Consider the following 21,978-nt stretch of genomic DNA (forward strand, 5'->3'; position numbering starts at 1 on the left):
CGCGGTGTTTTCTAATCTTTAACTGACAACTGACAACTGACAACTGACAACTGACAACTGAGAACTTACAGCTCTAACGTAAACGTTATACCCGCTACTCTTGGCTCACCTAATTGTGTGTAGGTATGCGTTTCGTAGCCATCAAGTGGGTCGTTACCGAACTCAAAACCACGCGTCGGCACAGCTTCATCAAACACATTGCGTGCCCATGCACGAACTGACCACATGTCAGCGTCGTAACCAAAGCTTAAGTTAACTAAGTTGCTGTTAGGCGCTTTTGAGTTATGGCTGTCTGAGAAGTAGTAATCGTCTTTCCCTTCAATACCAACCATGGCATAGAAAGCATTGGTAAAATTATAGCGTGCAGTAAATGCATATTGGTACTTAGGCGATTGGGCTTGTTCACGGCCATCTTGGTTTAAACCAGATTGCGTTACAAAGTTATCTATTTCTGTGTCTAAGTAACCAGCGCTACCGGTTAATAATAGGTTGTCGGTGAGTCGGTAGTTACCTTCAATTTCAAGGCCGTAGTTACTACCAGAGCTTGCGTTATCAACGTAGCCTGTAAACTGCTGGCCTTCAACTTGCCATGCTTTTAACTGTATGTCGTCGCGGTGCATATAAAATGCCGCAAGGCGAAGTGTTAAAGCATCATCGAGTGATGATCCTTTAACTCCAAACTCACCGCTCCATAAGTATTCAGGGTCGAAGCTGGTGTGCTGTTGAAAAAAGTTAGCGTCTAGGTTTAGGCCTTCATCTTTTGCTTTTGCAAGCGCTTCAGAGTTAATACCACCGGCTTTGTAACCACGCGTAATACTTGCGTAGATCATAGTGCGATCTATTACTTGATACTCAAGCGCAACTTTACCACCGAGCATAACATCGTCGGTTTCTTGTATAAAACCGTTACTGTCGGTGTAATCACCTTGGTATTGCTCAACACGTAGGCCTGTTATTAAGGTGGTTTTTGGGCCAATAGGGGTTGCTACTTGGCCATACAATGCAATATTGCTGGTTTCATAAGTAGAGGCAAATGGGCTTGCAAGCCACGTGTATTGGCGCTCTAAATCAACATCGCGGTTTTGATAATAAAGACCCGCAACCCAGTTACCAGTTTTATCGTTAAACTGTAAGTTAGCTGATTGATCATCGCGATCGCGATTGTAAATATCAGTAGAGCTATAACCCCAAGGGTGTAAGCCTGCAGCACAAAGTTGCGGCTCGTTAATATCATTACAAACCCAGTCTTCATCGTAGCTATAGAGTAACTCGCTATCGATTGCTGAAACATTAAGGCTTACATCAAATTTATCGAAACCCGTGTAAGTGTTAGCAATACCTACCGCGTAACTTTTTTGGTTATCTTGACCTGGTTCATCCGCAACGCTGTCGCGGCTATTGTCGAGCGTAAAGGCATCGTAACCATTGTTTATATCAATATAATGAAAATTTAACTCAGTGTTTAGGTTTTCAGTAAGCTGAGAGTTTAATTTGAAGCGTGCAACTTGCTCGTCTTGATTTTGTGTTGACTCGTTCAGGTATAAGTTGTCTACGTAGCCGTCAGATTTTCTGCGAAAGTAACTAACACGAGCCGTTGTATCGTCGGTCAAACCAGTACTTGCTGCAAGGCCTGCTTCATGGCTGTTGTATGTGCCAGCACCAAAGTGCAGTTTTAAACTCGGATCGCTAGTTGCTTTAGCTGATTGCATTTGGATCATACCGGCCATGCCGTCTGCACCAAAGCGTGTTCCTTGAGGTCCACGGTAAATTTCTACTTGGTTAATATCAAATAATAATGAACTGCCACCAAGGCCAGAGTAGTTAATGCCATCAATAACTAAACCAACCGAAGGGTTAATAGGATCAACAAATTGTGAGCGTAAACCCACGCCACGAATTTGTATAAAACGCCCACGAGACGCACCCGCAGTGAAGTTTACGTTAGCGGCACTGCCTAATATTTCGTCTAAGTAACTTGCACCACGTAGGCTTATTTCTTCTTCACTGAGTAAACTTGCACTGGCACTTAAAGTTTGAATAGTTTCTCGTTGAAAGTCACCGGTGACCACTATTTTTTCTATGTCGCTATCATCAGCATTAGCTGAAAAAGGGGCACTCATTAGCGGCAAAAGTGCGGCAGTGATTAAAGACAAACGTAAGTTCATTTTGTTACTTAACTCCATTTTAGGGGCTTATGCTGGGGTCTGTTGACCTTTTAGTATTAATCTTAAAAGACAAACTGACCCTAGTAATTATTTTTATACCTGTGTTATAACGCAGCGATTATACGTAAAAAAACTAGGATTACTAATATGACTTTTAAAGTTGATTTTAAAGTACGTCATTACGAATGCGATTTACAAGGGATCGTTAATAACAGTGTTTATTTTAATTATTTAGAACATGCTCGCCATGAATTCCTATTTGCAAACGGGGTTGACTTTGCATTACTTGCTAAGCAAAAGGTTAATTTAGTTGTGATTCGTAGTGAAGTTGATTACAAGCACTCATTGGTGCCAGAAGATGAGTTTTATGTGTCTGTAAAGCCCGTTCGTCTAAGTCGTTTAAAGTTTGCGTTTGAGCAAACTATTGTACGTAAACACGACCAGCAAGTGATGCTTAAAGCAAAAGTAATAGGTACTGCCGTTAACGAAAAAGGGCGTCCTTTTTTACCACCCGAAATGCAAACCCTATTCAACAATAATGATTTAAGCTAACTCATATTCTATAAATAACGTTTTATGAACAAAAAATTACATTTAAAACATGCAAATTTAACGGATAAATCGCATAAATATTGTTATTATGACATTAATTAGACAATGAGTTAGTAGCAGTATGAAATTAGCAGCAATACCGATGCTTGTAATCGGTTTATGTGTTGGTTGCGCATCAACAGGGACCGTTACCAGTGAGCAGCTAAAGTACACACAATGGCAATTATCTACAATTGATGATTTAGCCTTAGAGGAGCAATATACGGCCTCCGTTAGCTTTATAGAAGCGCTTCAAGTAAATGGATTTGCAGGATGTAACCGATTTTTTGGTGAGGGTGAACTTAACGAAAGTAGCCTTAGTGTGCAAAAAGTTGGAATGACCCGAAAATCTTGCGGCGAAAAAACAGATAAGTTTGAACAGCAGTTTTTAAAAACGTTAAAGCAAGGTGCAACGCTTAGCATGCAAGGTCAAAAATTAGTTATGCAAGGCGAGCAAAAGTTTGTATTTGTTGCTAAATAAATTTTAGAGTTTTAAAAAATGACCCCTTGCGGGTCTTTTTTAACTGGCGTACACTCAACGCAGATTTAATAAGATTGTTTATTAAATCAACGAACAATTTATATACTTGTCGGAGTGCCTAAGTATGTTGCTTAGGCTGAGATCGCGAAAGCGGGATCCGTGAACCTGATCAGGTTAATACCTGCGTAGGGAACAAGCTGCCTAAAACGGGACGCTTGTGCGTCTTTTTTTATGCGTGCAATAAAGCGATACCCATTTTTATAGGCTGCAAAGTGGCATGAAGCTACTTTACGATCTTTCTCTATTCCTTTTGGAATATCTGACAAGACAACCCTTTAGTTATGAGGTAAGTCATGTCAAACACTACAAATAAATCATCGCGTCGCGAAACGCGCGCAGCTGCATCTGAATATATTTATAATTTAACAGGGCAGCCATTTCCAAATTCTCAAAAAGTGTACGTTGAAGGTAGCCAGCCAGGCGTGCGTGTGGGTATGCGCGAAATAACACTCAGTGATACGTTTATTGGTGGCACCGACGAAAATCCGGTGTATGAATCTAATGAGCCCCTTCGTGTTTACGATACATCGGGCCCTTACACTGACCCAAATTTTGAATTAGATGTACGTAAAGGGTTACCAAAATTTCGTGAGCAATGGATTGCAGGGCGCAACGATACAGAAGTACTCGATTCGGTCACCTCGCAGTTTGCACAGCAGCGTATGGCTGATGATGGACTGGATCATATTCGATTTGATCACCTACCAAAAATTCGCCGTGGTAAAGCGGGCAAAAATGTCACACAAATGCATTACGCCCGCCAAGGTATTGTAACGCCAGAGATGGAATACGTAGCAGTACGAGAAAATATGGGGCGTGCAAAGATTCGCGAAGAGTTATTAGCTGCGCAGCATAAGGGCGAGTCATTTGGCGCGAGTATTCCCGATTTTATAACCCCTGAATTTGTACGTGAGGAAATAGCGCGTGGCCGCGCAATTTTACCTAACAATATCAATCATCCAGAAACCGAACCAATGATTGTTGGCCGTAACTTTTTGGTTAAAGTGAACGCTAATATAGGTAATTCATCGGTCACTTCATCTATTGAAGAAGAAGTAGAAAAAATGGTGTGGTCGACTCGTTGGGGCGCCGATACCGTAATGGATTTATCAACAGGGCGCTATATTCATGAAACACGTGAGTGGGTAGTACGTAACTCGCCTGTCCCCATTGGTACTGTGCCTATTTATCAGGCCCTTGAAAAAGTAAACGGTGTAGCTGAAGACTTAACGTGGGAAATATTCCGCGATACCTTAATTGAACAAGCAGAGCAGGGCGTTGACTACTTTACTATTCATGCCGGTGTGCTTTTGCGCTACGTACCTATGACGGCAAAACGTGTTACAGGTATTGTATCGCGCGGTGGCTCTATTATGGCCAAATGGTGTTTAGCGCACCATAAAGAGAACTTTTTATACACGCACTTTGAAGATATTTGTGAAATTTTAAAACAATACGATGTGTGTTTTTCATTAGGCGATGGCCTTCGCCCAGGCTCTATTGCTGATGCAAACGATGAAGCACAATTTAGTGAGTTACGTACATTAGGCGAGCTAACACAAATAGCATGGAAGCATGACGTACAAGTATTTATTGAAGGGCCAGGGCATGTGCCAATGCACATGATCAAAGCCAACATGGATGAGCAACTAGAACATTGTGGCGAAGCGCCATTTTATACTCTAGGCCCACTAACAACCGATATTGCACCAGGGTACGACCACATTACATCGGGCATTGGAGCGGCGCAAATAGCGTGGTATGGCTGTGCTATGTTGTGTTATGTAACGCCAAAAGAGCATTTAGGCTTACCAAATAAAGAAGACGTCAAAGAAGGTTTAATTACCTACAAAATTGCAGCGCATGCCGCCGATTTAGCTAAAGGACACCCAGGCGCGCAAGAGCGCGATAATGCCTTGTCAAAAGCGCGTTTTGAGTTTAGATGGCATGACCAATTTAATATTGGTTTAGACCCTGAACGTGCCCGCGAATATCACGACGAAACACTGCCACAAGAGTCGGGCAAAGTAGCTCATTTTTGCTCTATGTGTGGCCCTAAATTTTGCTCTATGAAAATCAGCCAAGAAGTACGCGATTACGCTAACGATTTAGAGGAGCGTGGTATTGATCCCAATAACGCGGGTGAGGCTATTGAAATTAAAATGATTGATGTAGAAGCACAAATGAAAGCTAAATCAGAGGAGTTTAAGCAAACGGGCTCTGAAATTTATCATAAAGCGATATAACTCGACCTTAGGCTGCGGATATCTATCTACGTGCAATGAGGTGGCTACCTTAGCACAAGATTGCATGTAGTTTGTGACTCGCGGCCAGCCAATGAAGGATTTTTTATGCAGTACCATATTGCCATTGTTGGATTTGGTTTAGCAGGAAGGCTTGCTGCACTTGAGCTAAGTAAGCAGCACAATGTGAGTGTGTTTGAGGCCGATGATGAACATACTCTCAATAGCGCAGGCAAAGTTGCAGCAGCTATGCTTGCGCCATTGGCTGAGTCGGTATTGTGTGAAGCCGATTTAGCGCAAATGGGGTTGGATTCGATTAATCGCTGGCCACAAATAATAGAAGAGCTTGAACACGATGTGTTTTTTCAGCAGCAAGGCACATTAGTGGTTGCACATCAGCAAGATAAAGGCGACCTGCAAAGCTTTACCCAGCGAATAAAACCACTAGCTGGGCACAATGCTGAGGCTTTAAATGCTCAGAAAATAGCGCAGTTAGAGCCAGAACTTGCGAATCGTTTTAGCCAAGGTGTGTTTTTACCCTGTGAAGGGCAAATAGATAACCAGGCCTTTTATAAGGCAAGCTACAGCATGCTTAACAGGCGAAAAGTAAAGTTTGTGTTTAATCAGCGGGTAACTATTAAAAATGGTGAAATTAATAATCGCCCGTTTGATTTTATTATTGATTGCAGAGGGCTGGGCGCAAAAAAGGAGCAACTGCTTCGTGGTGTAAGAGGTGAAGTTGCGCGACTTTATGCACCAGAAGTTAATTTAACGCGCCCAGTGCGATTAATGCATCCGCGGTATCCTATTTATATTGCACCAAAACCTAATAATGAATATGTCATTGGTGCAACTGAAATTGAATCGCAAGACAGCGGCCCAGCCACTGTACGTTCAACACTAGAGTTATTGTCGGCAGCTTACACTGTGCATAGTGGGTTTGCAGAAGGGCGTTTATTAGGGGTTCAAACAGGGCTTCGCCCTGCGTTTAGTGACAACAGACCGCAAGTAAAAAAATCAGGAAATGTTATTAGCATTAATGGCTTATATCGTCATGGCTATATGTTAGCCCCTGTTCTTGTTGCACAAGCGCTATCGTACATAGGTGAGTATTAAATGAAGATTACGTTAAACGGTGAGCTTTTAGATTTAACCTCTCATGCGTTACTTGAGATATTAAAAGAGTATGGAGCAATTGCCCCTTATGCGGTGGCTGTTAATGGCGTATTTATACCAAAAAGTCAGCATAACGGTTTTATTATAAATGAAGGGGATAGCATTGAATTGTTATCGCCCATTCAAGGTGGGTAGCGCATGCAAGTAAAAGACACGCTAAATATTTATGGTGAAGCAATTAATAGCCGATTATTAATTGGCACCGCTTTGTATCCATCGCCAGATATTATGACGCAATCAATTGAAGCGTCCGGTGCGGGGGTTGTCACGGTATCACTAAGGCGCCAGCAAAGTGCAGAAGCAGGTGATGACTTTTGGCAATTGATAAAAAATACGGGTTTAAAAATATTACCCAATACGGCTGGGTGTCACAGCGTAAAAGAAGCGGTAACCCTTGCTCAAATGTGTCGTGAAGTATTTGCTACCGATTGGATTAAGCTTGAGCTGATAGGTGATGACTATAACTTGCAACCGGATCCATTTGCTTTGCTTGAAGCCACAGAAATACTAATTAACGATGGGTTTAAAGTACTGCCTTATTGCACCGATGATTTAGTGCTTTGTCAGCGTTTAAATGACCTAGGATGCGAAGTGCTTATGCCATGGGGGGCACCAATAGGTACAGGAAAAGGCTTGTTAAATAGTTACAATTTAAAAACGATTCGTGAGCGCTTACCAAATACAACACTTATTGTGGATGCAGGGTTAGGTCTACCGTCGCATGCCTGCCAAGCGCTTGAATTAGGGTATGATGCTGTATTATTAAATTCAGCCATTGCTGGGGCGGGTTGCCCAATAACTATGAGCCGTGCATTTAAGGCGGCGGTTGAGGCAGGGCGTTTTGCGTATAGCGCTAAAGCAATGCCTGAAAAAGACCTCGCAGCACCCTCAACACCTACAATGGGCATGCCGTTTTGGCATCAGCAGTAAGGAAATAAAATATATGAATAACGTAGTGTGGACAATTGCCGGATCTGATTCTGGCGGTGGCGCAGGTATTCAAGCCGATATAAAGGCGATGCAAAGTTTTGGTGTACATGGCTGTACCGCAATTACCGCGCTCACGGCGCAAAATAGTTTAGGTGTAGAAGCTATTAATGCGGTGTCTACCGATATTATTGAATCACAGCTTTTGGCACTTGAAAAAGACATGAAGGCCAAAGTAATTAAAATTGGCATGTTAGCAAATGTGCAGCAAATTCAATTAATCAGTGAACACATAAGCCACTACAAAGCTAAATGGCCAGTTCCACCAGTGATTGTTTACGACCCCGTTGCTATTGCCTCAAGCGGTGATGTATTAACCGAAGAAGATACCGTAAGCGCTATTAAAGAGTGCTTATTGCCGCTGGTGGATGTGATAACACCTAACACGCACGAGACTCAATTATTAACCGGCGTATATTTAATTGGCCCAAGCGCCGTTAAAGACGCTGCAAATAAACTGCTAAGTTGGGGAGCAAAGTCAGTGGTTATTAAAGGTGGGCATTGGGATTTCCCTAGTGGTTACTGTATTGATTACTGCATACAAAATAATGAAGAATATTGGCTAGGTAATAAAAAAATTCAAACCCCACACAACCATGGTACGGGGTGCAGTATGGCGTCGGTTATTGCAGCGTGTTTAGCAAAAGATTACCCACTAAAAGATGCCTTTATTTTAGCCAAAGCTTATATAAACCAAGGTTTAAAGCAGTCGGTTAGATACGGTGAAGGAATAGGGCCTGTAGCGCAAACATCATTTCCTACACATTTAGATGACTATCCTCAAGTTATAGAGCCAGGTAGCTGGCTTGGTGATGAACTTGATTTTGATGTTCCGCTTGAGTTTAATATGGCCGCTGATTTTGCACCCTGTGAAAGTAAACAATTAGGCTTGTACGCGGTTGTTGATAGTATTGACTGGCTAGAAAAGTGCTTACAGCAAGGGATCAAAACAGCGCAATTACGTGTTAAAAATAAAACGGATACTGAGCTTGATGAACTCATAAAACAGGCTGTTGAATTGGGTAATAAGTACCGCGCGCATGTATTTATAAATGACTACTGGCAGTTAGCAATAAAGCACGGTGCTTATGGCGTGCATTTAGGCCAAGAAGACTTAGACATTGCTAATTTAGCCGCCATTAAAGAGGCGGGTTTAAGGCTTGGGCTTTCGACTCATGGCTTTTACGAAATGCTGCGTGCGCATAACTACCGACCAAGTTATATGGCATTTGGCGCTATTTATCCTACCACGACCAAAGATATGATAGGGCAAATACAAGGGCTCGATAAACTTAAAAAGTGTGTGCCATTAATGCAAAGTTACCCAACGGTTGCCATTGGCGGAATTGATTTAACCCGCGCAAATGAAGTTGCTAATACGGGCGTCGGTAGTGTTGCGGTAGTAAGGGCCATTAGTGAAGCGGATGACTATATTGCAGCTATTAGCTCGCTACAAAGCGCTATAAACCAGCCAAATGGATAAGCTCAGCGATAAAGAAACCCTGCGTTATAGCCGCCACTTATTATTAAAAGAAGTGGGGCTAGAAGGGCAGTTAGCACTAAAGTCTGCCACTGTTGCTGTAGTCGGTGCAGGCGGTTTAGGCAGTCCAGCACTTTTGTATTTAGCGGCGGCAGGTATTGGAACGCTTATTTTAATAGACGATGATGCCGTTGAGCTTTCAAACCTACAGCGCCAAGTGCTTTATAAAGTTAATCATTTAGGACAAAGTAAGGTAGCGGCCGCTGGTAAAGTATTAACGAGCCTCAATAATCAAATAAATATAGTAACGCAGAGCAAAAAGCTTGATGACGAGAATTGCGCTGAGCTTTTAAGCAATGCCGATGTAGTACTTGATTGCTCAGATAATTTTACCACGCGCTATGCAGTTAACCGGTATTGCTTAGCGAATAAAACGCGTTTAATAGCTGGCGCTGCTATCGCGACAAGCGGGCAGTTAATGGGCTTTGATTTTACACAGACTCAAAGCCCTTGCTACGGCTGTATTTTTCCAAAAACGAGTGAAGCACCCGCTATTAATTGTAGTAATGCGGGGGTAATAAGCCCTTTATTAGGGATTGTTGGTTCTATGCAGGCACAACTTACGCTTAATTTTTTACTCGGGCATGTTGAGGGGAGTGCATTTATTACCTTTGATGCGCTGAGTTTAAAGCAGCAACATTTTAAAGTAGTTAAAGATTTAAACTGTAAAGAGTGTGGTGGATAAAATAAGAGGTAATTCGCGGGGCTAAACTTGGGATTAAGTCATGAGAAGCTGCGCTTCTAACATGAGCAAGCTCTACGTCTACTAATAAAAAAGCACCGCATTTGTAATAAACGCGGTGCCTTCTAATCTTTAACTAAAAACTAAAAACTAAAAACTAAAAACTAAAAACTAAAAACTAAAAACTTATAGCTCTTCACTTTCTTTAATTTTTGCAAACGCAGTACCTAAGCGAGTAACCACTTCTGGTAGTTGATCGTCTAGTATGTTTGCTTTATTAGCACCCCATGCAAGCACTACCGTTGAGCCTAATTTAAAGCGACCCATTTCCTCGCCTTTCTTAAGTGTGATTGCGTTTTCACCGCTGGTCGGGTAATTCCAACTAAATACATCACTACCTGCTGGTGGAGTAACAGTACCGGCCCAAACAGTTTCTATGCTAGCGACAATAGTTGCGCCTACCAATACCATAGCGAGTGGACCTATTTCCGTTTCAAAAATAGCCACTACACGCTCGTTACGCGCAAATAAGTTGGGAACATTCTGCGCTGTAAGCGGGTTTACCGAAAATAAATCACCCGGTACGTAAATCATTTTGCTTAATGTGCCATCAATAGGCATATGAATACGGTGGTAATCTTTCGGTGCTAAATAAATAGTTGCAAATTTACCACCTAAAAATGGCGTGGTGTCGTCCTCAGAGCCGCCTAATAGCGCTTGTAAACTGTAGTCGTGGCCTTTGGCTTGAATAAGCTGCCCATCAACTATGTCGCCTAGCTGGCTAATTGCACCATCTACTGGATGAATTATTGTATCAGCGTCTTCAACCATTGGACGAACGCCGTCTTTGAGTGGACGAGTAAAAAACTCGTTAAATGTTTTGTAATGAGACGGGTCTGAATATTTAGCCTCACTCATATCTATTTTATATTGCTTGATAAACAGTTTAATAAGCGTTGTTGTTAACGCACCGGCTTTTGCAGCTGCTAATTTACCCACAACGCGCGAAATAAAGTGTTTTGGCATTGCGTACTGCATTGCGATTTTAAATTTGTCTAAGCTCACGGTATTTTTCCTTAATTATACACGCGGCGCACGAGCGCCGGCACGGCCATCGGCCATTGATTCTAAAATTCGGTGGTAGCTGTCAAAGCGTAGTTGCGAAATGTCGCCATTGGCTACGGCTTCTTTAATTATACAGCCCGGGTCATTTAAGTGTTTGCAGTCTCTAAAGCGGCATCCACCTATAAATTCTCTAAATTCTTTAAAGCACCAAGTCACACGTTCGACGTCTAAATGCCACAATCCAAATTCACGAATACCCGGCGAGTCAATTAAGTTACCGCCACTGGGTAAGTGATGAAGGCGAGATACCGTTGTGGTGTGTTGGCCTAAGCCACTGTTTTCGGATACCTCTTTCGTTAATATTTCGGCATTTGGCAGTACAGTATTTACTAGGGTTGATTTACCCACGCCACTTTGACCTACAAAAATATTATTTTTACCAACAAGCATGTCTTTAAGCTCATCAATTCCTTCACCGGTTATATTGCTGACAAGCAGTACGCGATAATTTAATGTGCGATAAATATCGAGCACGTTTTGAATGTTTTTTAGGCCTGCTTCGTCGATTAAATCGATTTTGTTGAGGATTAAAATAGGCTCAATACCCATGTCTTCACAGGCAATTAAATAGCGATCAATAATACTTGGGGTAAACTCAGGTAATACAGCAGAAACCATAAGTATTTGGTCAATATTTGCAGCAATTACTTTTACCCCATCGTAAAAATCGGGGCGAGTAAGTTGCGAGCGACGCTCTTGTGTTGCTTCGATAACTCCGGCTAAATCGCCTTCACTTACTTTAGCGCGACGAAATAACACTTCGTCGCCACATACTAAATTAGATACCGTTCGGCGTATATTACAGCGAAGCACGTCTCCATTTTGCGTTTCAACATCAGCGTGCTGGCCAAATCGACTGATCACAATGGCGCTTTCAACCTGACCTAAATTATCTGCCTGCCACTCTTGGGCACCTTTTTTAGCTGGTTTTGAACCTGCACTATTAATACGCTTTTGATGATTGGCCTTGATCTGACGCGATTGGCCTTTACTTAATTTTTTCTGTTTTGCCACGTTTGGCCTATAACCTTGTTTAAATGTCGGCTTTGAGCATAATACCAATTCGCAATAATACTTAACCGAGTTGGTATAAAAAAAGCTTTAGCTCGACGGTTGATGCTAATATGATATATCGAAATGCGTTGGATCTAAAGAAAAGCACCGTTTAAGGTAATTATGACTATTAATAAATCAAACTTAATTTGGCTCGATCTGGAAATGACCGGACTTGAACCTGCAACCGATAAAATACTTGAAATTGCAACTGTTGTCACTGATGCAGACCTTAATATATTAGCCGAGGGGCCAACTATTGCTATTCATCAAAGCGATGAATTACTTAATGGTATGGATGAGTGGTGTACTACTCAGCACGGTAAATCAGGCTTAACTGCGCGTTGTAAAGCAAGTACGTTTGATGAAGAGTATGCGGTAGCGCAAACATTAGAGTTTTTAAAGCAATGGGTGCCAGCCGGTGCATCCCCAATGTGCGGTAACTCAATTGGGCAAGACAGACGCTTTATGAATAAATATATGCGTGAACTCGAAGATTTTTTCCATTACCGCAACCTTGATGTAAGTACGATTAAAGAACTTGCTAGACGCTGGAAACCAGAAGTGCTCGCTCAAGTAAATAAAAAAGGCTCTCACCTTGCCTTAGACGACATTAAAGATTCGATTATGGAATTGAAGGTATACAGAGAAAAATTCTTTAATTTGTAAAAAACACTTGCAAACACATCGTATTATTGTAGAATCCTGCCCCGCTCAAGACGATAACCCCCGCGGGGTTAGTGTGCTTGAGCAAGCGATTATGCGGCACTAGCTCAGTTGCCGGAATGTTGAACGCGACGTGTCGCGCACCAACGTACAAATTACTGACTAACCATAATGCGGCACTAGCTCAGTTGGTAGAGCGCGACCTTGCCAAGGTCGAGGTCACGAGTTCGAGCCTCGTGTGCCGCTCCAATTTCTCACCAAAGAAATTGGAGTTAAAATTTAGAAATGCGGTACTAGCTCAGTTGGTAGAGCGCGACCTTGCCAAGGTCGAGGTCACGAGTTCGAGCCTCGTGTACCGCTCCAATATTTTTATCCCTTCAAAATATCTACATTAAAAAGCATAATTCAAACCTTTATTACCTAATTTTTCCTATTTGTAATATTCAGCATTCAGGCTTTGATTATTTGACGTTATCACTTTTGCGCAGAGCCAGCTTTTCATTAATAAAGCGATATTTTATCCTGAGGTCGTATAGTTGAAGCAAGAGGGGGGGATACTTTTTGACTGAGAAGTTTTGAAATTTCAGTTAAAGCAGCTCACCTTGAATAGTTGCTATAATGCGCCTTGCGCCACCAACATCTCGGTGTTCGCCTAAATAAATACCCTGCCAAGTTCCTAAAGCTAAGTATCCATTTGAAATTGGAATACTTAACTCACAACCAAGTGTGCTGGTTTTTATGTGGGCAGGCATATCGTCGTCGCCTTCATAATCATGACGATAATAAGGCTGTCGCTCAGGTACAAATTTATTGAAGTGACTTTCCATATCCATACGCACAGTAGGATCGGCATTTTCGTTAATCGTTAGACTTGCTGATGTGTGTTGAATAAATAAATGCAGTAAGCCTACTTTGTAGTGGGCAATTTCGGGGAGTTGGTTTAAAACGTCATCATCAATTAAGTGAAAACCCCGAGAACGAGGTTTTAGTGAAATTGTTTTTTGTTGCCAACTCATAGTGTATCGAAACTAACTTCTATATTGGCTGTGCCAGCGTCGCTACTAAATGGCATTATGATTTTTTTGCCTTGGCTTTTATGTGTTATTGTATGGCCCGCACCTGAAACAACAATAGGTGTAGCCATATCAAAATCAAACCCTTTTTCGCCTAACAGGTTTTTTGCACCACCGGTTACCATATTAGTGATTTCACCCACCATGTCTGTGACTTCTTCATTAATAGTGTCTGGGCGCTCGCCAAGCATACGTTCCATAATTGTAAGAGCTAGACTTTCGTCAAATGTGATTGAGAACGACCCACGCGTTTGCGGGCCAACCATACCAATTAAACCAGATACATCGCCACAGGCGACTTCATCAGTTTTAATGCGCGGTTTACCAGGTTTCAACTGTGTTTGTGCCATGGTGCTTAACACGTTGATTAATGATGATAAAAAAGGATTGATAAACTCTACATTCATACTGAATACTCTTAAATTTGTGCTATTGAATGGCTACAACTTACTAGTATAGCCATAAAGAATTATTTTGTTTTTATAAAGCTCTGCAAGACTCACATTTACCATGAGCTTCAATTGTTTGCCCTGATACTACAAACCCACTTTCTGCCGCTAAGTTGTTTAGCTCATGAGAGATAACGGTAGAGTGAAGTTCTTTAACATATCCGCAGTTATCGCAAATTAGCAATTGTACAGGATGAATATGATCAAAATGATGACACAACATAAATGCGTTGGTGCTTTCAATTTTATGAATAAATCCTAGTTCGGCTAAAAAGTCTAATGCACGATAAATAGTGGCTGGCTTGGCACCAGACTCAGTAATTTTGAGTTGTTCTAGTAGATCATAGGCACCTACACCGCCTTGTGCACTGGCTAATAAGCGAAATACTTTTTCACGGATAGGCGTAAAACGAGCGCCACGGTTGTCACATACTTGCTTAGCTTTACTAACTAGTGATTCTATATTCATCATTCTCTTATCCTTACGCTACCATGATATACTAACATACTGTGTTGTAGTTGCAGTGTTTTTATTAGGCGCTTTTTATTTAGGAAACCCCGAAATGAACGAATTATTAGCCATTTTTATCTTCTTTTTTGCGGTGATAGACCCAATAGGAACTGTACCTGTATTTATTGCAGTGACCCGAGGTGAAGATGATAAATTTAAGCGCAAAGTCATCTTTAAGGCCGTTGGGGTATCGGCTGTTGTGCTGCTATTTTTTGTTGTAGCTGGTGAGCTTTTATTAAATGCGATTGAAATTCCATTGTCGGCTTTCCAGATAGCGGGCGGCATAGTACTACTGCTTTTTGCACTGTCGATGATTTTTGGTGAAAGCAAACCCGAAACAGAAATAAAAAGCGTACGTGACAGCACTGAAACAGCCATCTTTCCATTGGCTATTCCTTCAATCGCGAGCCCAGGCGCTATGTTAGGTGCTGTGCTTATGACGCGTAATGAAGAGTTTACTTGGATTGAGCAACTCATGACGTCTTCGATGATGCTTGCTGTTTTGGCTTTGGTACTCATATTACTTTTACTTGCAACACATGTGCATAAAGTTATTGGCGATAGTGGCGCGAGTATTATTAGTAGAATAATGGGACTTATTTTAAGCTCTGTTGCAGTAACTAATATTTTAAATGGTATAGCGCATTACTTTGGTTTGCAGGTATATAGCTAATATTGCTGCTAGTCGGGGTTTTGTGTAAAATGCGCCTCCTTTAAACGCCTTGCTTTTATACCCACTTGGGTTTTACATTTGGATGAATATATTTTGGATAAACCAACTTTAAACAGACGCTTTTCTGTCGCCCCAATGCTTGATTGGACTGACCGTCATTGTCGTACTTTTCATCGTAAAATGACAAAGCACACCGTGCTATACACAGAAATGATTACCACGGGCGCTATTTTGTTTGGCCGAGGCGACTACTTGCATTTTAACCAGCATGAGGGACCTGTTGCATTGCAATTGGGTGGTTCTGATCCTGAGGCATTGGCAAAATGTGCAAAGCTTGCCGGTGAGCGTGGTTATGATGAAATTAATTTAAACGTAGGTTGCCCGTCAGATCGGGTTCAAAATGGTCGCTTTGGTGCGTGTTTAATGGCCGAACCCGAATTGGTTGCTCAGTGCGTTGCGGCAATGAAAAATGAAGTTAGTATTCCGGTGACTGTCAAAACGCGCATTGGCATAGACGAGCAAGATTCGTATGAGTTTTTATGTGCGTTAATTGAAGCAAGTCATAAAGTAGGCTGTGATGACTTTATTATCCATGCGCGCAAAGCATGGCTAAATGGTTTAAGCCCTAAAGAAAACCGTGAAGTCCCGCCACTTGATTACCCGCGTGTATATCAACTTAAGAAAGATTATCAGCAACTCGATTTAAGTATTAATGGCGGCGTGAAAACGATTGAGCAAAGCCTTGAGCATCTTCAATACATTGACGGGGTTATGGTTGGGCGCGAGGCCTACAGTAATCCGTTTATGCTTAACGAGGTTGATGAAAAAATTTACGGCGATACAGCTAACACGCAAACCCGTCATGATGTTGTACGCTCAATGTATGATTATATTGAAGAAGAAATGCGATTAGGCGCTAATTTTTGGCATGTTGCACGTCATATGCTAGGTATTTTTCAGGGACAACCTGGTGCGCGTGGCTTTAGACGTCACCTTTCAGAGAATGGCCATGGTAAGCAGGCTGATTTATCTGTAATGGATAAAGCACTTAGCTTTGTCCCCGAGTAATTTTTTTCAAACGTAACATATAAAGCCACTTATACAGTGGCTTTTTTTGATCCTAAAAATTAGTCAAAAACATAATTTATTGGCCAATTATACTTAGCGCTATTCAGTGTGTGGTCATTTTAATCTTATCTTTTTTATTTCAACTCTTTGATAATAAGATTCTTTTATTAATATAAAGTGACTTGGCATAACTCTTGGAATCTACTTGTTGTAATCAATTAAAAATCAACAGGAGAATACAATGGGAATAGTTAATCGCGTAAACGATGTTATTCAATCAAATATAGTGGCAATGCTTGATAAAGCTGAAGATCCTCAAAAGCTTGTTAACTTAATGCTTAACGATATGCAGGATGCATTAAACGAATGCCGAAGCACAGCCGCTGCGCTTTTATGTGAAGAAAAAGCAATTAACCGCCACCTTGATACTAAAAAAGCAGAGCTTGCGACATGGCAATCTAAAGCTGAGTTAGCAATTGAAAAAGGTCGCGATGACCTTGCAAAGTCAGCACTCATTTCTAAACAAGCTGTAAGCGAAAGCATTGAAAAGAAGCAAGCTCAACGTGAGACTTTACAAGAGTCTTTATTAAAAACCAGATCTGACTGTGAACGCCTTCAACAAAAAATAGCAGAGGCAAAAACAAAGCAAGCTCAACTAGCGCAGCGCCATGATGTAGCCGTTGCCAGGTCGCATATAAATACTCAGTTAAATAGCGATAAAGTAGCTCATGCACTCTCTCGTTTTGAGCAAATAGAGCAACGTGTTGAGGGTATTGAAGCACAAGTTGAGGCGTATGAGTTAACTGATAAAACTAATTCGACGGCAACTCAAATCGAGTCACTTGTTAAAAACGAAAAAATTGATACAGAGCTGGCTAGTTTAAAAGCACGCTTAAATGTTAGTTCTAAACAAAGCGCCTAGGAGGAATTATGAGTCGATTTAATCATCACCGTGGTTGGTTTAAAGACACGCTAAATAAAAAGATATCTGGCGTATGTAGTGGCTTAGCTTACCGATTAGATTTTCCGGTGTGGGCAACACGTTTGGTTACTATTTTACTGTTTTTAAGTTTTCCGTTTGTAGTTGCGCTTAGTTATTTTATTGCGCATTGCTGTTTAGAAGAAAAGCATATTAAGGAATTTTAAAATGAAAGCTATAGCTGTTTGTATACTCATTTATTTGGTGTTTTTTACTAACTCATTCTCATTTTTAAACTTTGACACGTGGCAGTTTCCATTGTGGATTGCAGATATGAGCTGGGTTGGTGTTGAATTAGTGAGTGTACTTATAGCCATTGTAGCCGTTGCCGCAATTGCTGCGTTAGTGACTTTAGGTTTGATTGGTGCAGCAGCAGTGGCTGTTATTGGTACTGTTTTGGCTTTGCTATTTGGCTCAGTGATGATTGCATGGCCATTATTATTTATTGCCGTATTGTGCTGGTTAGTGGCTGATAACAAAAAAGTGGTTTCTTAATCCTTAATTTAACTCACTATTCCCCGTTAACTATGTTAAATTTAACGTGTGATAATACGTTTTTACAAGGATTAAAATGATGACAAAATTGTGTTTACCTTTTGTGTCTGCATTGGCTTTTAGTTTTTTTTCGTCATCTTTGGCTGCGCACTCTGGCCATAACCATTCAGCCGATACCGCACAACTTGAAGTAAGTAACGCGCAAGTTAGAGAGTTCTTACCTGGCGGTAAGGCAAGTGCCGCCTACTTAACCATTTCTAATCATAGTGGTACAAATGCCATATTAACAAAGGCCAGTATTGACGGACTAGCACGTGTTGAAATACATGAGCATGCACATGTTGATGGTATGATGAAAATGCAAAAGGTCGAATCGGTCATTGTGAAAGCGCATGAAAGTGTCGATTTTCAGCCTGGAGGCTATCATTTAATGGTATTTGAGCCACAAGAGCCTTTAAAAGCAGGGCAAGAACGCAAACTAACGCTATATTTTAGTGATGGTAATCGCTTATTTACAAATATTGAGGTGGTTACGCTAGAGTCGCAAATAAATAAAGCTAAGTCGTCAGCACAACATTCTCATCATTAGGAGTTTACATGTCGCAACACAAAGGAAAAATAGCAGGCATTATAGTTATACTGCTTATTATATTTTACGCCATTGCCGTTTACTGGAGTACTGAGCCTTCACGTTTTGATGTGGTTGAAAGTGCAAAAGAGCAAGCACAACTTCGAAATGAAACGATGGTGACGGGTTACATTACTACATCAACACTTATCACTGTTGCAAATACGCTGCTTGATAAGCCAGGCGGATATTTATCAAACGACGTTATACCACCTAGCATTATTATGGATGATATGCCTGCTTGGGAATATGGCGCACTTGAAATGGTTCGTGATTTATCACTTTCTATGAGAAAAGATTTTAGCCGCTCTCAATCGCAATCAACTGAACACGAAGCGCTTAAAAAAGCACAACCTCAATTTAATATAAGTTCTGAAGCTTGGGCGTGGCCAAGTGCTGAGGGCGAGTACCAAAAAGGGATTGATTACTTAATTGTTTACCGTACGCAAATGGCTCATCAGCATGAGCGCGATAGTCAGTTTTATGCCCGCGCTGATAACTTACGTAGTTGGTTAAAAGAAGCTGAAAAACGTTTAGGCAGTCTAAGTCAGCGTTTAAGTGCAAGTGTTGGGCAAGATAAAGTTAATACTGACTTAGCTGGTAATTCTTCAAATAAGCAAGCAACGCTTGCTCCATTGCAGCAGCAAGTAAGAACACCATGGCTTGATATAGATGATGTGTTTTATGAATCTCGTGGTGCAACGTGGGCGTTACTGCATTTTTTACAAGCTGTAGAGTATGACTTTAACGATGTACTTGAAAAGAAAAACGCACGCGTTAGCTTACAGCAAATCATCCGTGAACTTGAAGCCACGCAAGAAACCGTGTGGAGCCCACTAATTTTAAACGGAAATGGTTTTGGCTATGTTGCTAATCATTCTCTTGTTATGGCAAATTATATTTCTAGAGCCAACGCGGCTTTAATCGAACTTAGCGAACTATTAGCGCAAGGATAAAAAATGAAAAAGTATTGTTTAGCAGCTGCCTTATCTATGGCATGTTTAGCACCTGTAGCTCAGGCTGATACCCTATTAGGTTTGTATTTAGGTGTTGATGGTTGGCAGTCGGATAATGAAGGTCAGCTTTCTTACAAAGCAAATGCACCTCAAGATTTTAACTTTGAAGATGAAACATACATAAGCTATTACGCCGCGCTCGAACATCCGGTGCCATTAGTACCTAATCTCAAATTAAAGTATACAGAACTTGAGCTAAATGGCTCTACAGTGCTAAATGATACATTTAGCTTTAATGGTTCAGACTACGTAGTGGGTACAACCGTTAATTCTGTAAGCGATTTAACGCATGTAGATTACATTTTGTATTACGAAATATTTGATAATGATTTGATTTCTATTGATTTAGGCCTAAACGCGAAGCAGTTTGACGGTGACATCATTGTTAATGGTACTACGCAAGATGGTGGCGCAAACTTTACTGAAACGGTTGAGTTTTCTGGTTTTGTGCCACTTGCATACGCGCGTGCAGAAGCAGGCTTACCACTTACAGGTTTAAGTGTGTTTTTTGAAGGCAGCCTTTTGGCAATTGACGATAGTAAAGTGCAAGATTATCAAGTAGGTGTTGCTTGGGAACTTGTAGATAACTTAGCTGTAGATATTGCTGTTAAAGCGGGTTACCGATCAATGGTATTAGAGCTTGACGATATTGATGATATTACTACTGATATTGACGCATCGGGTCCGTTTGCAGGTATTCAGGTTCATTTTTAATTAGTGCCTTCTAATTGAACAAAGCGTGGCGTCCTATTTTGTAGTATGCCACGCTAAATCAAACTCTCCCTCTAGTGCCGTGTTTACCAGCTGCTTATATACTTTATTTACAGGGAATCGTATGAGTTTAGATAGCTCATCACCGGTTTGTGTGAATTTGTAATAGCTTAACACCAAATCACTATTCTTTGCTTTAAGCGTCACCTTTTGAGATAAAAACGACAACGTGAGTTCTTGGCCAGCTTTAAGCACCGCAGATTCGATTTCTTTTCTGTAAAGCAAATTCAAATCCATTAAAGTTAAAATATCAGGAAAGCCTATTCCTGTTTTACCTAAATTTAATGACACTTTATTTCCCTTACGAAGTAGGTCAAATAAAGACGGTTTTTTATAAAAGCCAAGTAAAATAAAGTGGCTATCGTCTTTTTCATTATAACCTGACAAAGACACGCATTTTTGCAAAGAGTCGGCTTCGCGCTGAGTCATGTGTTTTAGTGTTTGTAAGCTTTTAATTGAAAAAGTCCCCGGGCTTAATGTTTCACCGGTTAAAATTTTTGCCCACAATGCTTGCATAGAGCTATTTGAGGTGTCCTCACATAAAGCAATAAAGTGTTCAACCCAATCTGCATCAGGGTGTTTATTGCTAGCTACATCGGGGCAAAACTCCATTGCTTTGGTTAAGATAGCTTCTATATTTTGTTGGCGCTTAATAGCCAGTAAATCTTGTCTTTGCTTTGCGCGAGTCAGCAAAGGGTGTTCGCTATTTATATTGTACTGCGGTTTTACTTGCCCTTTTGTATTGTAACTTTGTTCTGATGATGGCGAAGTGTCGTTGTTGGGTACCTTAGTCACAGGGTAGCCAAGTAACGATTCTATTATATTAGCTAGATTAATCCGTGCTTGTGCTGTTTTTACTGTCATGGCTATTTGCTACGCTTTGTATATCGCTTAATTGTGCTACGGTTTTTAAATTATTTAACCCAAGCTCTAGAGTGTTATTTAAAATATACTCATATACGAGTGCCATATAGCCTGAAATGAGAAGAGTCGTTGATTGTCCCTCAATATAACAGGTCACGATATTGGCATTCGCCTGCGGTGAAAATGTGAGTGTGCCTTCAATAATATGTTCATTATTTAGCAATATGTTGAACGACATTTCATCATCACTTAGGGAGGTTATAGTCATTTCACCATATCCCCATTTTCCTATCCATGATTGATGAGCGCCTACACCAGCACCAGGTTCATTAACAATAAACTCAATGGTGGGGTCTACTTGCTGCCAAGGTGACCATGTGTGCCATTGGTTAAAGTCTGCAACAAGTGTTTTTATTGTACTGGTATTGGCATTAATTTCTACGTGTTTACTTACACGATAATCTTGAGGCAGCAGTAATCCGACTACGACTACTATAAGTAGTAAAACTAATACGTATTTGAACAGTACTTTTAATAATTTAATAACCATACCTTTGGTAGTTTTTTTAACTATATATATAACAACTTTTTGTTAATCGACTATAGTATGAATTAGATCATAAGCCAAAAACTAAATTTATAGCTTTTTAAACATTACGTTAGAATATTTAAGCATTAAGCA

Annotated in this window: 25 protein-coding genes, 2 tRNA genes and 1 riboswitch; of the genes, 19 read left to right on the forward strand and 8 right to left on the reverse strand. The window is 40.9% G+C overall.

The features are described 5' to 3' along the window. Window positions 1-65: 65 nt before the first annotated feature. Window positions 66-2,183: a TonB-dependent receptor gene (locus tag PMAN_RS01015; RefSeq protein WP_242032448.1), complete on the reverse strand. Its 2,118-nt coding sequence runs from the start codon at window positions 2,181-2,183 to the stop codon at window positions 66-68. A gap of 129 nt (window positions 2,184-2,312) precedes the next feature. On the opposite strand from PMAN_RS01015, the gene PMAN_RS01020 reads away from it, so the two are divergent. From PMAN_RS01020 to PMAN_RS01055, 8 genes are all read left to right on the forward strand, one after another. Then, window positions 2,313-2,717 (forward strand): acyl-CoA thioesterase, encoded by a 405-nt coding sequence (locus tag PMAN_RS01020; protein WP_010555638.1) that lies wholly within the window; start codon window positions 2,313-2,315, stop codon window positions 2,715-2,717. Between the two features lie 121 nt (window positions 2,718-2,838). Then, window positions 2,839-3,237 (forward strand): META domain-containing protein, encoded by a 399-nt coding sequence (locus PMAN_RS01025; protein WP_010555639.1) that lies wholly within the window; start codon window positions 2,839-2,841, stop codon window positions 3,235-3,237. 100 nt (window positions 3,238-3,337) lie between these two features. Further along, a riboswitch (TPP riboswitch) is annotated at window positions 3,338-3,446 on the forward strand. A gap of 144 nt (window positions 3,447-3,590) precedes the next feature. Then, window positions 3,591-5,543 (forward strand): phosphomethylpyrimidine synthase ThiC, encoded by a 1,953-nt coding sequence (gene thiC, locus PMAN_RS01030; RefSeq protein WP_010555640.1) that lies wholly within the window; start codon window positions 3,591-3,593, stop codon window positions 5,541-5,543. Window positions 5,544-5,648: 105 nt separating this feature from the next. Beyond that, window positions 5,649-6,656: an FAD-dependent oxidoreductase gene (locus tag PMAN_RS01035; RefSeq protein ID WP_010555641.1), complete on the forward strand. Its 1,008-nt coding sequence runs from the start codon at window positions 5,649-5,651 to the stop codon at window positions 6,654-6,656. Then, window positions 6,657-6,851, forward strand: a complete 195-nt coding sequence (gene thiS / locus PMAN_RS01040; protein WP_010555642.1) for a sulfur carrier protein ThiS — start codon at window positions 6,657-6,659, stop codon at window positions 6,849-6,851. It begins immediately after the preceding gene. Between the two features lie 3 nt (window positions 6,852-6,854). Further along, on the forward strand, window positions 6,855-7,646 hold the full coding sequence (locus PMAN_RS01045; protein WP_010555643.1) for a thiazole synthase: 792 nt from the start codon (window positions 6,855-6,857) through the stop codon (window positions 7,644-7,646). 13 nt (window positions 7,647-7,659) lie between these two features. Beyond that, complete coding sequence (gene thiE, locus PMAN_RS01050; RefSeq protein ID WP_010555644.1) at window positions 7,660-9,186, forward strand: thiamine phosphate synthase; 1,527 nt, start codon at window positions 7,660-7,662, stop codon at window positions 9,184-9,186. Continuing rightward, entirely contained in the window at window positions 9,179-9,928 is a 750-nt protein-coding gene (locus PMAN_RS01055) for a HesA/MoeB/ThiF family protein (RefSeq protein WP_010555645.1), read from the forward strand. The genes thiE and PMAN_RS01055 overlap by 8 nt, the downstream gene beginning before the upstream one ends. A 183-nt stretch (window positions 9,929-10,111) precedes the next feature. Here PMAN_RS01055 and asd read toward each other — a convergent pair whose 3' ends face one another. Both asd and rsgA read right to left on the reverse strand, forming a co-directional pair. Next, window positions 10,112-10,990, reverse strand: coding sequence for an archaetidylserine decarboxylase (gene asd / locus PMAN_RS01060; protein ID WP_010555646.1), 879 nt, complete (start codon window positions 10,988-10,990; stop codon window positions 10,112-10,114). Window positions 10,991-11,005: 15 nt separating this feature from the next. Continuing rightward, window positions 11,006-12,064 (reverse strand): small ribosomal subunit biogenesis GTPase RsgA, encoded by a 1,059-nt coding sequence (rsgA, locus tag PMAN_RS01065; protein ID WP_010555647.1) that lies wholly within the window; start codon window positions 12,062-12,064, stop codon window positions 11,006-11,008. Window positions 12,065-12,226: 162 nt separating this feature from the next. Between rsgA and orn the strand changes: the two genes are divergently transcribed. The 3 genes from orn (at window position 12,227) to PMAN_RS01080 (ending at window position 13,132) form a co-directional block, all read left to right on the forward strand. After that, window positions 12,227-12,772 carry an oligoribonuclease gene (gene orn / locus PMAN_RS01070; RefSeq protein ID WP_008130263.1) on the forward strand — a complete coding sequence of 182 codons (546 nt, stop codon included), beginning with the start codon at window positions 12,227-12,229 and terminating at the stop codon, window positions 12,770-12,772. A gap of 170 nt (window positions 12,773-12,942) precedes the next feature. Next, window positions 12,943-13,018 (forward strand) — tRNA-Gly (locus tag PMAN_RS01075). Between the two features lie 38 nt (window positions 13,019-13,056). Then, a tRNA-Gly gene (locus PMAN_RS01080) sits at window positions 13,057-13,132 on the forward strand. Window positions 13,133-13,356: 224 nt separating this feature from the next. Here PMAN_RS01080 and PMAN_RS01085 read toward each other — a convergent pair. The 3 genes from PMAN_RS01085 to PMAN_RS01095 all read right to left on the reverse strand — a co-directional run bounded on the left by PMAN_RS01085 (window position 13,357) and on the right by PMAN_RS01095 (window position 14,760). Next, window positions 13,357-13,785 (reverse strand): secondary thiamine-phosphate synthase enzyme YjbQ, encoded by a 429-nt coding sequence (locus tag PMAN_RS01085; RefSeq protein WP_006792076.1) that lies wholly within the window; start codon window positions 13,783-13,785, stop codon window positions 13,357-13,359. After that, on the reverse strand, window positions 13,782-14,249 hold the full coding sequence (locus PMAN_RS01090; protein ID WP_006792077.1) for a chemotaxis protein CheX: 468 nt from the start codon (window positions 14,247-14,249) through the stop codon (window positions 13,782-13,784). The genes PMAN_RS01085 and PMAN_RS01090 overlap by 4 nt, the downstream gene beginning before the upstream one ends. A gap of 73 nt (window positions 14,250-14,322) precedes the next feature. Then, window positions 14,323-14,760: a transcriptional repressor gene (locus PMAN_RS01095; protein ID WP_033019044.1), complete on the reverse strand. Its 438-nt coding sequence runs from the start codon at window positions 14,758-14,760 to the stop codon at window positions 14,323-14,325. 94 nt (window positions 14,761-14,854) lie between these two features. On the opposite strand from PMAN_RS01095, the gene PMAN_RS01100 reads away from it, so the two are divergent. The 8 genes from PMAN_RS01100 (at window position 14,855) to PMAN_RS01135 (ending at window position 20,375) form a co-directional block, all read left to right on the forward strand. Further along, window positions 14,855-15,475 (forward strand): MarC family protein, encoded by a 621-nt coding sequence (locus PMAN_RS01100; protein WP_006792079.1) that lies wholly within the window; start codon window positions 14,855-14,857, stop codon window positions 15,473-15,475. 93 nt (window positions 15,476-15,568) lie between these two features. After that, window positions 15,569-16,543: a tRNA dihydrouridine(20/20a) synthase DusA gene (dusA, locus tag PMAN_RS01105; RefSeq protein ID WP_010555648.1), complete on the forward strand. Its 975-nt coding sequence runs from the start codon at window positions 15,569-15,571 to the stop codon at window positions 16,541-16,543. Between the two features lie 241 nt (window positions 16,544-16,784). After that, window positions 16,785-17,465, forward strand: coding sequence for a PspA/IM30 family protein (locus tag PMAN_RS01110; RefSeq protein ID WP_010555649.1), 681 nt, complete (start codon window positions 16,785-16,787; stop codon window positions 17,463-17,465). 8 nt (window positions 17,466-17,473) lie between these two features. After that, window positions 17,474-17,689 (forward strand): PspC domain-containing protein, encoded by a 216-nt coding sequence (locus PMAN_RS01115; RefSeq protein WP_010555650.1) that lies wholly within the window; start codon window positions 17,474-17,476, stop codon window positions 17,687-17,689. 1 nt (window position 17,690) lies between these two features. Continuing rightward, entirely contained in the window at window positions 17,691-18,017 is a 327-nt protein-coding gene (locus PMAN_RS01120) for a hypothetical protein (RefSeq protein WP_008130274.1), read from the forward strand. A gap of 79 nt (window positions 18,018-18,096) precedes the next feature. Then, entirely contained in the window at window positions 18,097-18,606 is a 510-nt protein-coding gene (locus tag PMAN_RS01125) for a copper chaperone PCu(A)C (protein ID WP_010555651.1), read from the forward strand. A gap of 8 nt (window positions 18,607-18,614) precedes the next feature. After that, a complete protein-coding gene (locus PMAN_RS01130) occupies window positions 18,615-19,601 on the forward strand; it encodes a DUF2333 family protein (protein ID WP_010555652.1) in 987 nt (328 codons plus the stop codon). Between the two features lie 3 nt (window positions 19,602-19,604). After that, entirely contained in the window at window positions 19,605-20,375 is a 771-nt protein-coding gene (locus PMAN_RS01135; RefSeq protein WP_010555653.1) for a TIGR04219 family outer membrane beta-barrel protein, read from the forward strand. Between the two features lie 33 nt (window positions 20,376-20,408). On the opposite strand, the gene PMAN_RS01140 is transcribed toward PMAN_RS01135, so the two are convergent. Together PMAN_RS01140 and PMAN_RS01145 are read right to left on the reverse strand one after the other, a co-directional pair. Then, on the reverse strand, window positions 20,409-21,296 hold the full coding sequence (locus PMAN_RS01140) for a TIGR03899 family protein (RefSeq protein WP_010555654.1): 888 nt from the start codon (window positions 21,294-21,296) through the stop codon (window positions 20,409-20,411). Next, window positions 21,265-21,846, reverse strand: a complete 582-nt coding sequence (locus PMAN_RS01145; RefSeq protein WP_010555655.1) for an SRPBCC family protein — start codon at window positions 21,844-21,846, stop codon at window positions 21,265-21,267. The genes PMAN_RS01140 and PMAN_RS01145 overlap by 32 nt, the downstream gene beginning before the upstream one ends. Window positions 21,847-21,978 lie beyond the last annotated feature (132 nt).

Origin of the sequence: Pseudoalteromonas marina (assembly GCF_000238335.3) — a bacterium.
GTDB lineage: Bacteria > Pseudomonadota > Gammaproteobacteria > Enterobacterales > Alteromonadaceae > Pseudoalteromonas > Pseudoalteromonas marina.

Bases quoted from the DNA above. Each gene is read 5' to 3' on its own strand.
- PMAN_RS01015 (WP_242032448.1), bottom strand. From the start codon at position 2,183: ATGGAGTTAAGTAACAAAATGAACTTACGTTTGTCTTTAATCACTGCC.
- PMAN_RS01020 (WP_010555638.1), top strand. From the start codon at position 2,313: ATGACTTTTAAAGTTGATTTTAAAGTACGTCATTACGAATGCGATTTA.
- PMAN_RS01025 (WP_010555639.1), top strand. From the start codon at position 2,839: ATGAAATTAGCAGCAATACCGATGCTTGTAATCGGTTTATGTGTTGGT.
- thiC (WP_010555640.1), top strand. From the start codon at position 3,591: ATGTCAAACACTACAAATAAATCATCGCGTCGCGAAACGCGCGCAGCT.
- PMAN_RS01035 (WP_010555641.1), top strand. From the start codon at position 5,649: ATGCAGTACCATATTGCCATTGTTGGATTTGGTTTAGCAGGAAGGCTT.
- thiS (WP_010555642.1), top strand. From the start codon at position 6,657: ATGAAGATTACGTTAAACGGTGAGCTTTTAGATTTAACCTCTCATGCG.
- PMAN_RS01045 (WP_010555643.1), top strand. From the start codon at position 6,855: ATGCAAGTAAAAGACACGCTAAATATTTATGGTGAAGCAATTAATAGC.
- thiE (WP_010555644.1), top strand. From the start codon at position 7,660: ATGAATAACGTAGTGTGGACAATTGCCGGATCTGATTCTGGCGGTGGC.
- PMAN_RS01055 (WP_010555645.1), top strand. From the start codon at position 9,179: ATGGATAAGCTCAGCGATAAAGAAACCCTGCGTTATAGCCGCCACTTA.
- orn (WP_008130263.1), top strand. From the start codon at position 12,227: ATGACTATTAATAAATCAAACTTAATTTGGCTCGATCTGGAAATGACC.
- PMAN_RS01085 (WP_006792076.1), bottom strand. From the start codon at position 13,785: ATGAGTTGGCAACAAAAAACAATTTCACTAAAACCTCGTTCTCGGGGT.
- PMAN_RS01090 (WP_006792077.1), bottom strand. From the start codon at position 14,249: ATGAATGTAGAGTTTATCAATCCTTTTTTATCATCATTAATCAACGTG.
- PMAN_RS01095 (WP_033019044.1), bottom strand. From the start codon at position 14,760: ATGAATATAGAATCACTAGTTAGTAAAGCTAAGCAAGTATGTGACAAC.
- PMAN_RS01100 (WP_006792079.1), top strand. From the start codon at position 14,855: ATGAACGAATTATTAGCCATTTTTATCTTCTTTTTTGCGGTGATAGAC.
- PMAN_RS01110 (WP_010555649.1), top strand. From the start codon at position 16,785: ATGGGAATAGTTAATCGCGTAAACGATGTTATTCAATCAAATATAGTG.
- PMAN_RS01115 (WP_010555650.1), top strand. From the start codon at position 17,474: ATGAGTCGATTTAATCATCACCGTGGTTGGTTTAAAGACACGCTAAAT.
- PMAN_RS01120 (WP_008130274.1), top strand. From the start codon at position 17,691: ATGAAAGCTATAGCTGTTTGTATACTCATTTATTTGGTGTTTTTTACT.
- PMAN_RS01125 (WP_010555651.1), top strand. From the start codon at position 18,097: ATGACAAAATTGTGTTTACCTTTTGTGTCTGCATTGGCTTTTAGTTTT.
- PMAN_RS01130 (WP_010555652.1), top strand. From the start codon at position 18,615: ATGTCGCAACACAAAGGAAAAATAGCAGGCATTATAGTTATACTGCTT.
- PMAN_RS01135 (WP_010555653.1), top strand. From the start codon at position 19,605: ATGAAAAAGTATTGTTTAGCAGCTGCCTTATCTATGGCATGTTTAGCA.
- PMAN_RS01140 (WP_010555654.1), bottom strand. From the start codon at position 21,296: ATGACAGTAAAAACAGCACAAGCACGGATTAATCTAGCTAATATAATA.
- PMAN_RS01145 (WP_010555655.1), bottom strand. From the start codon at position 21,846: ATGGTTATTAAATTATTAAAAGTACTGTTCAAATACGTATTAGTTTTA.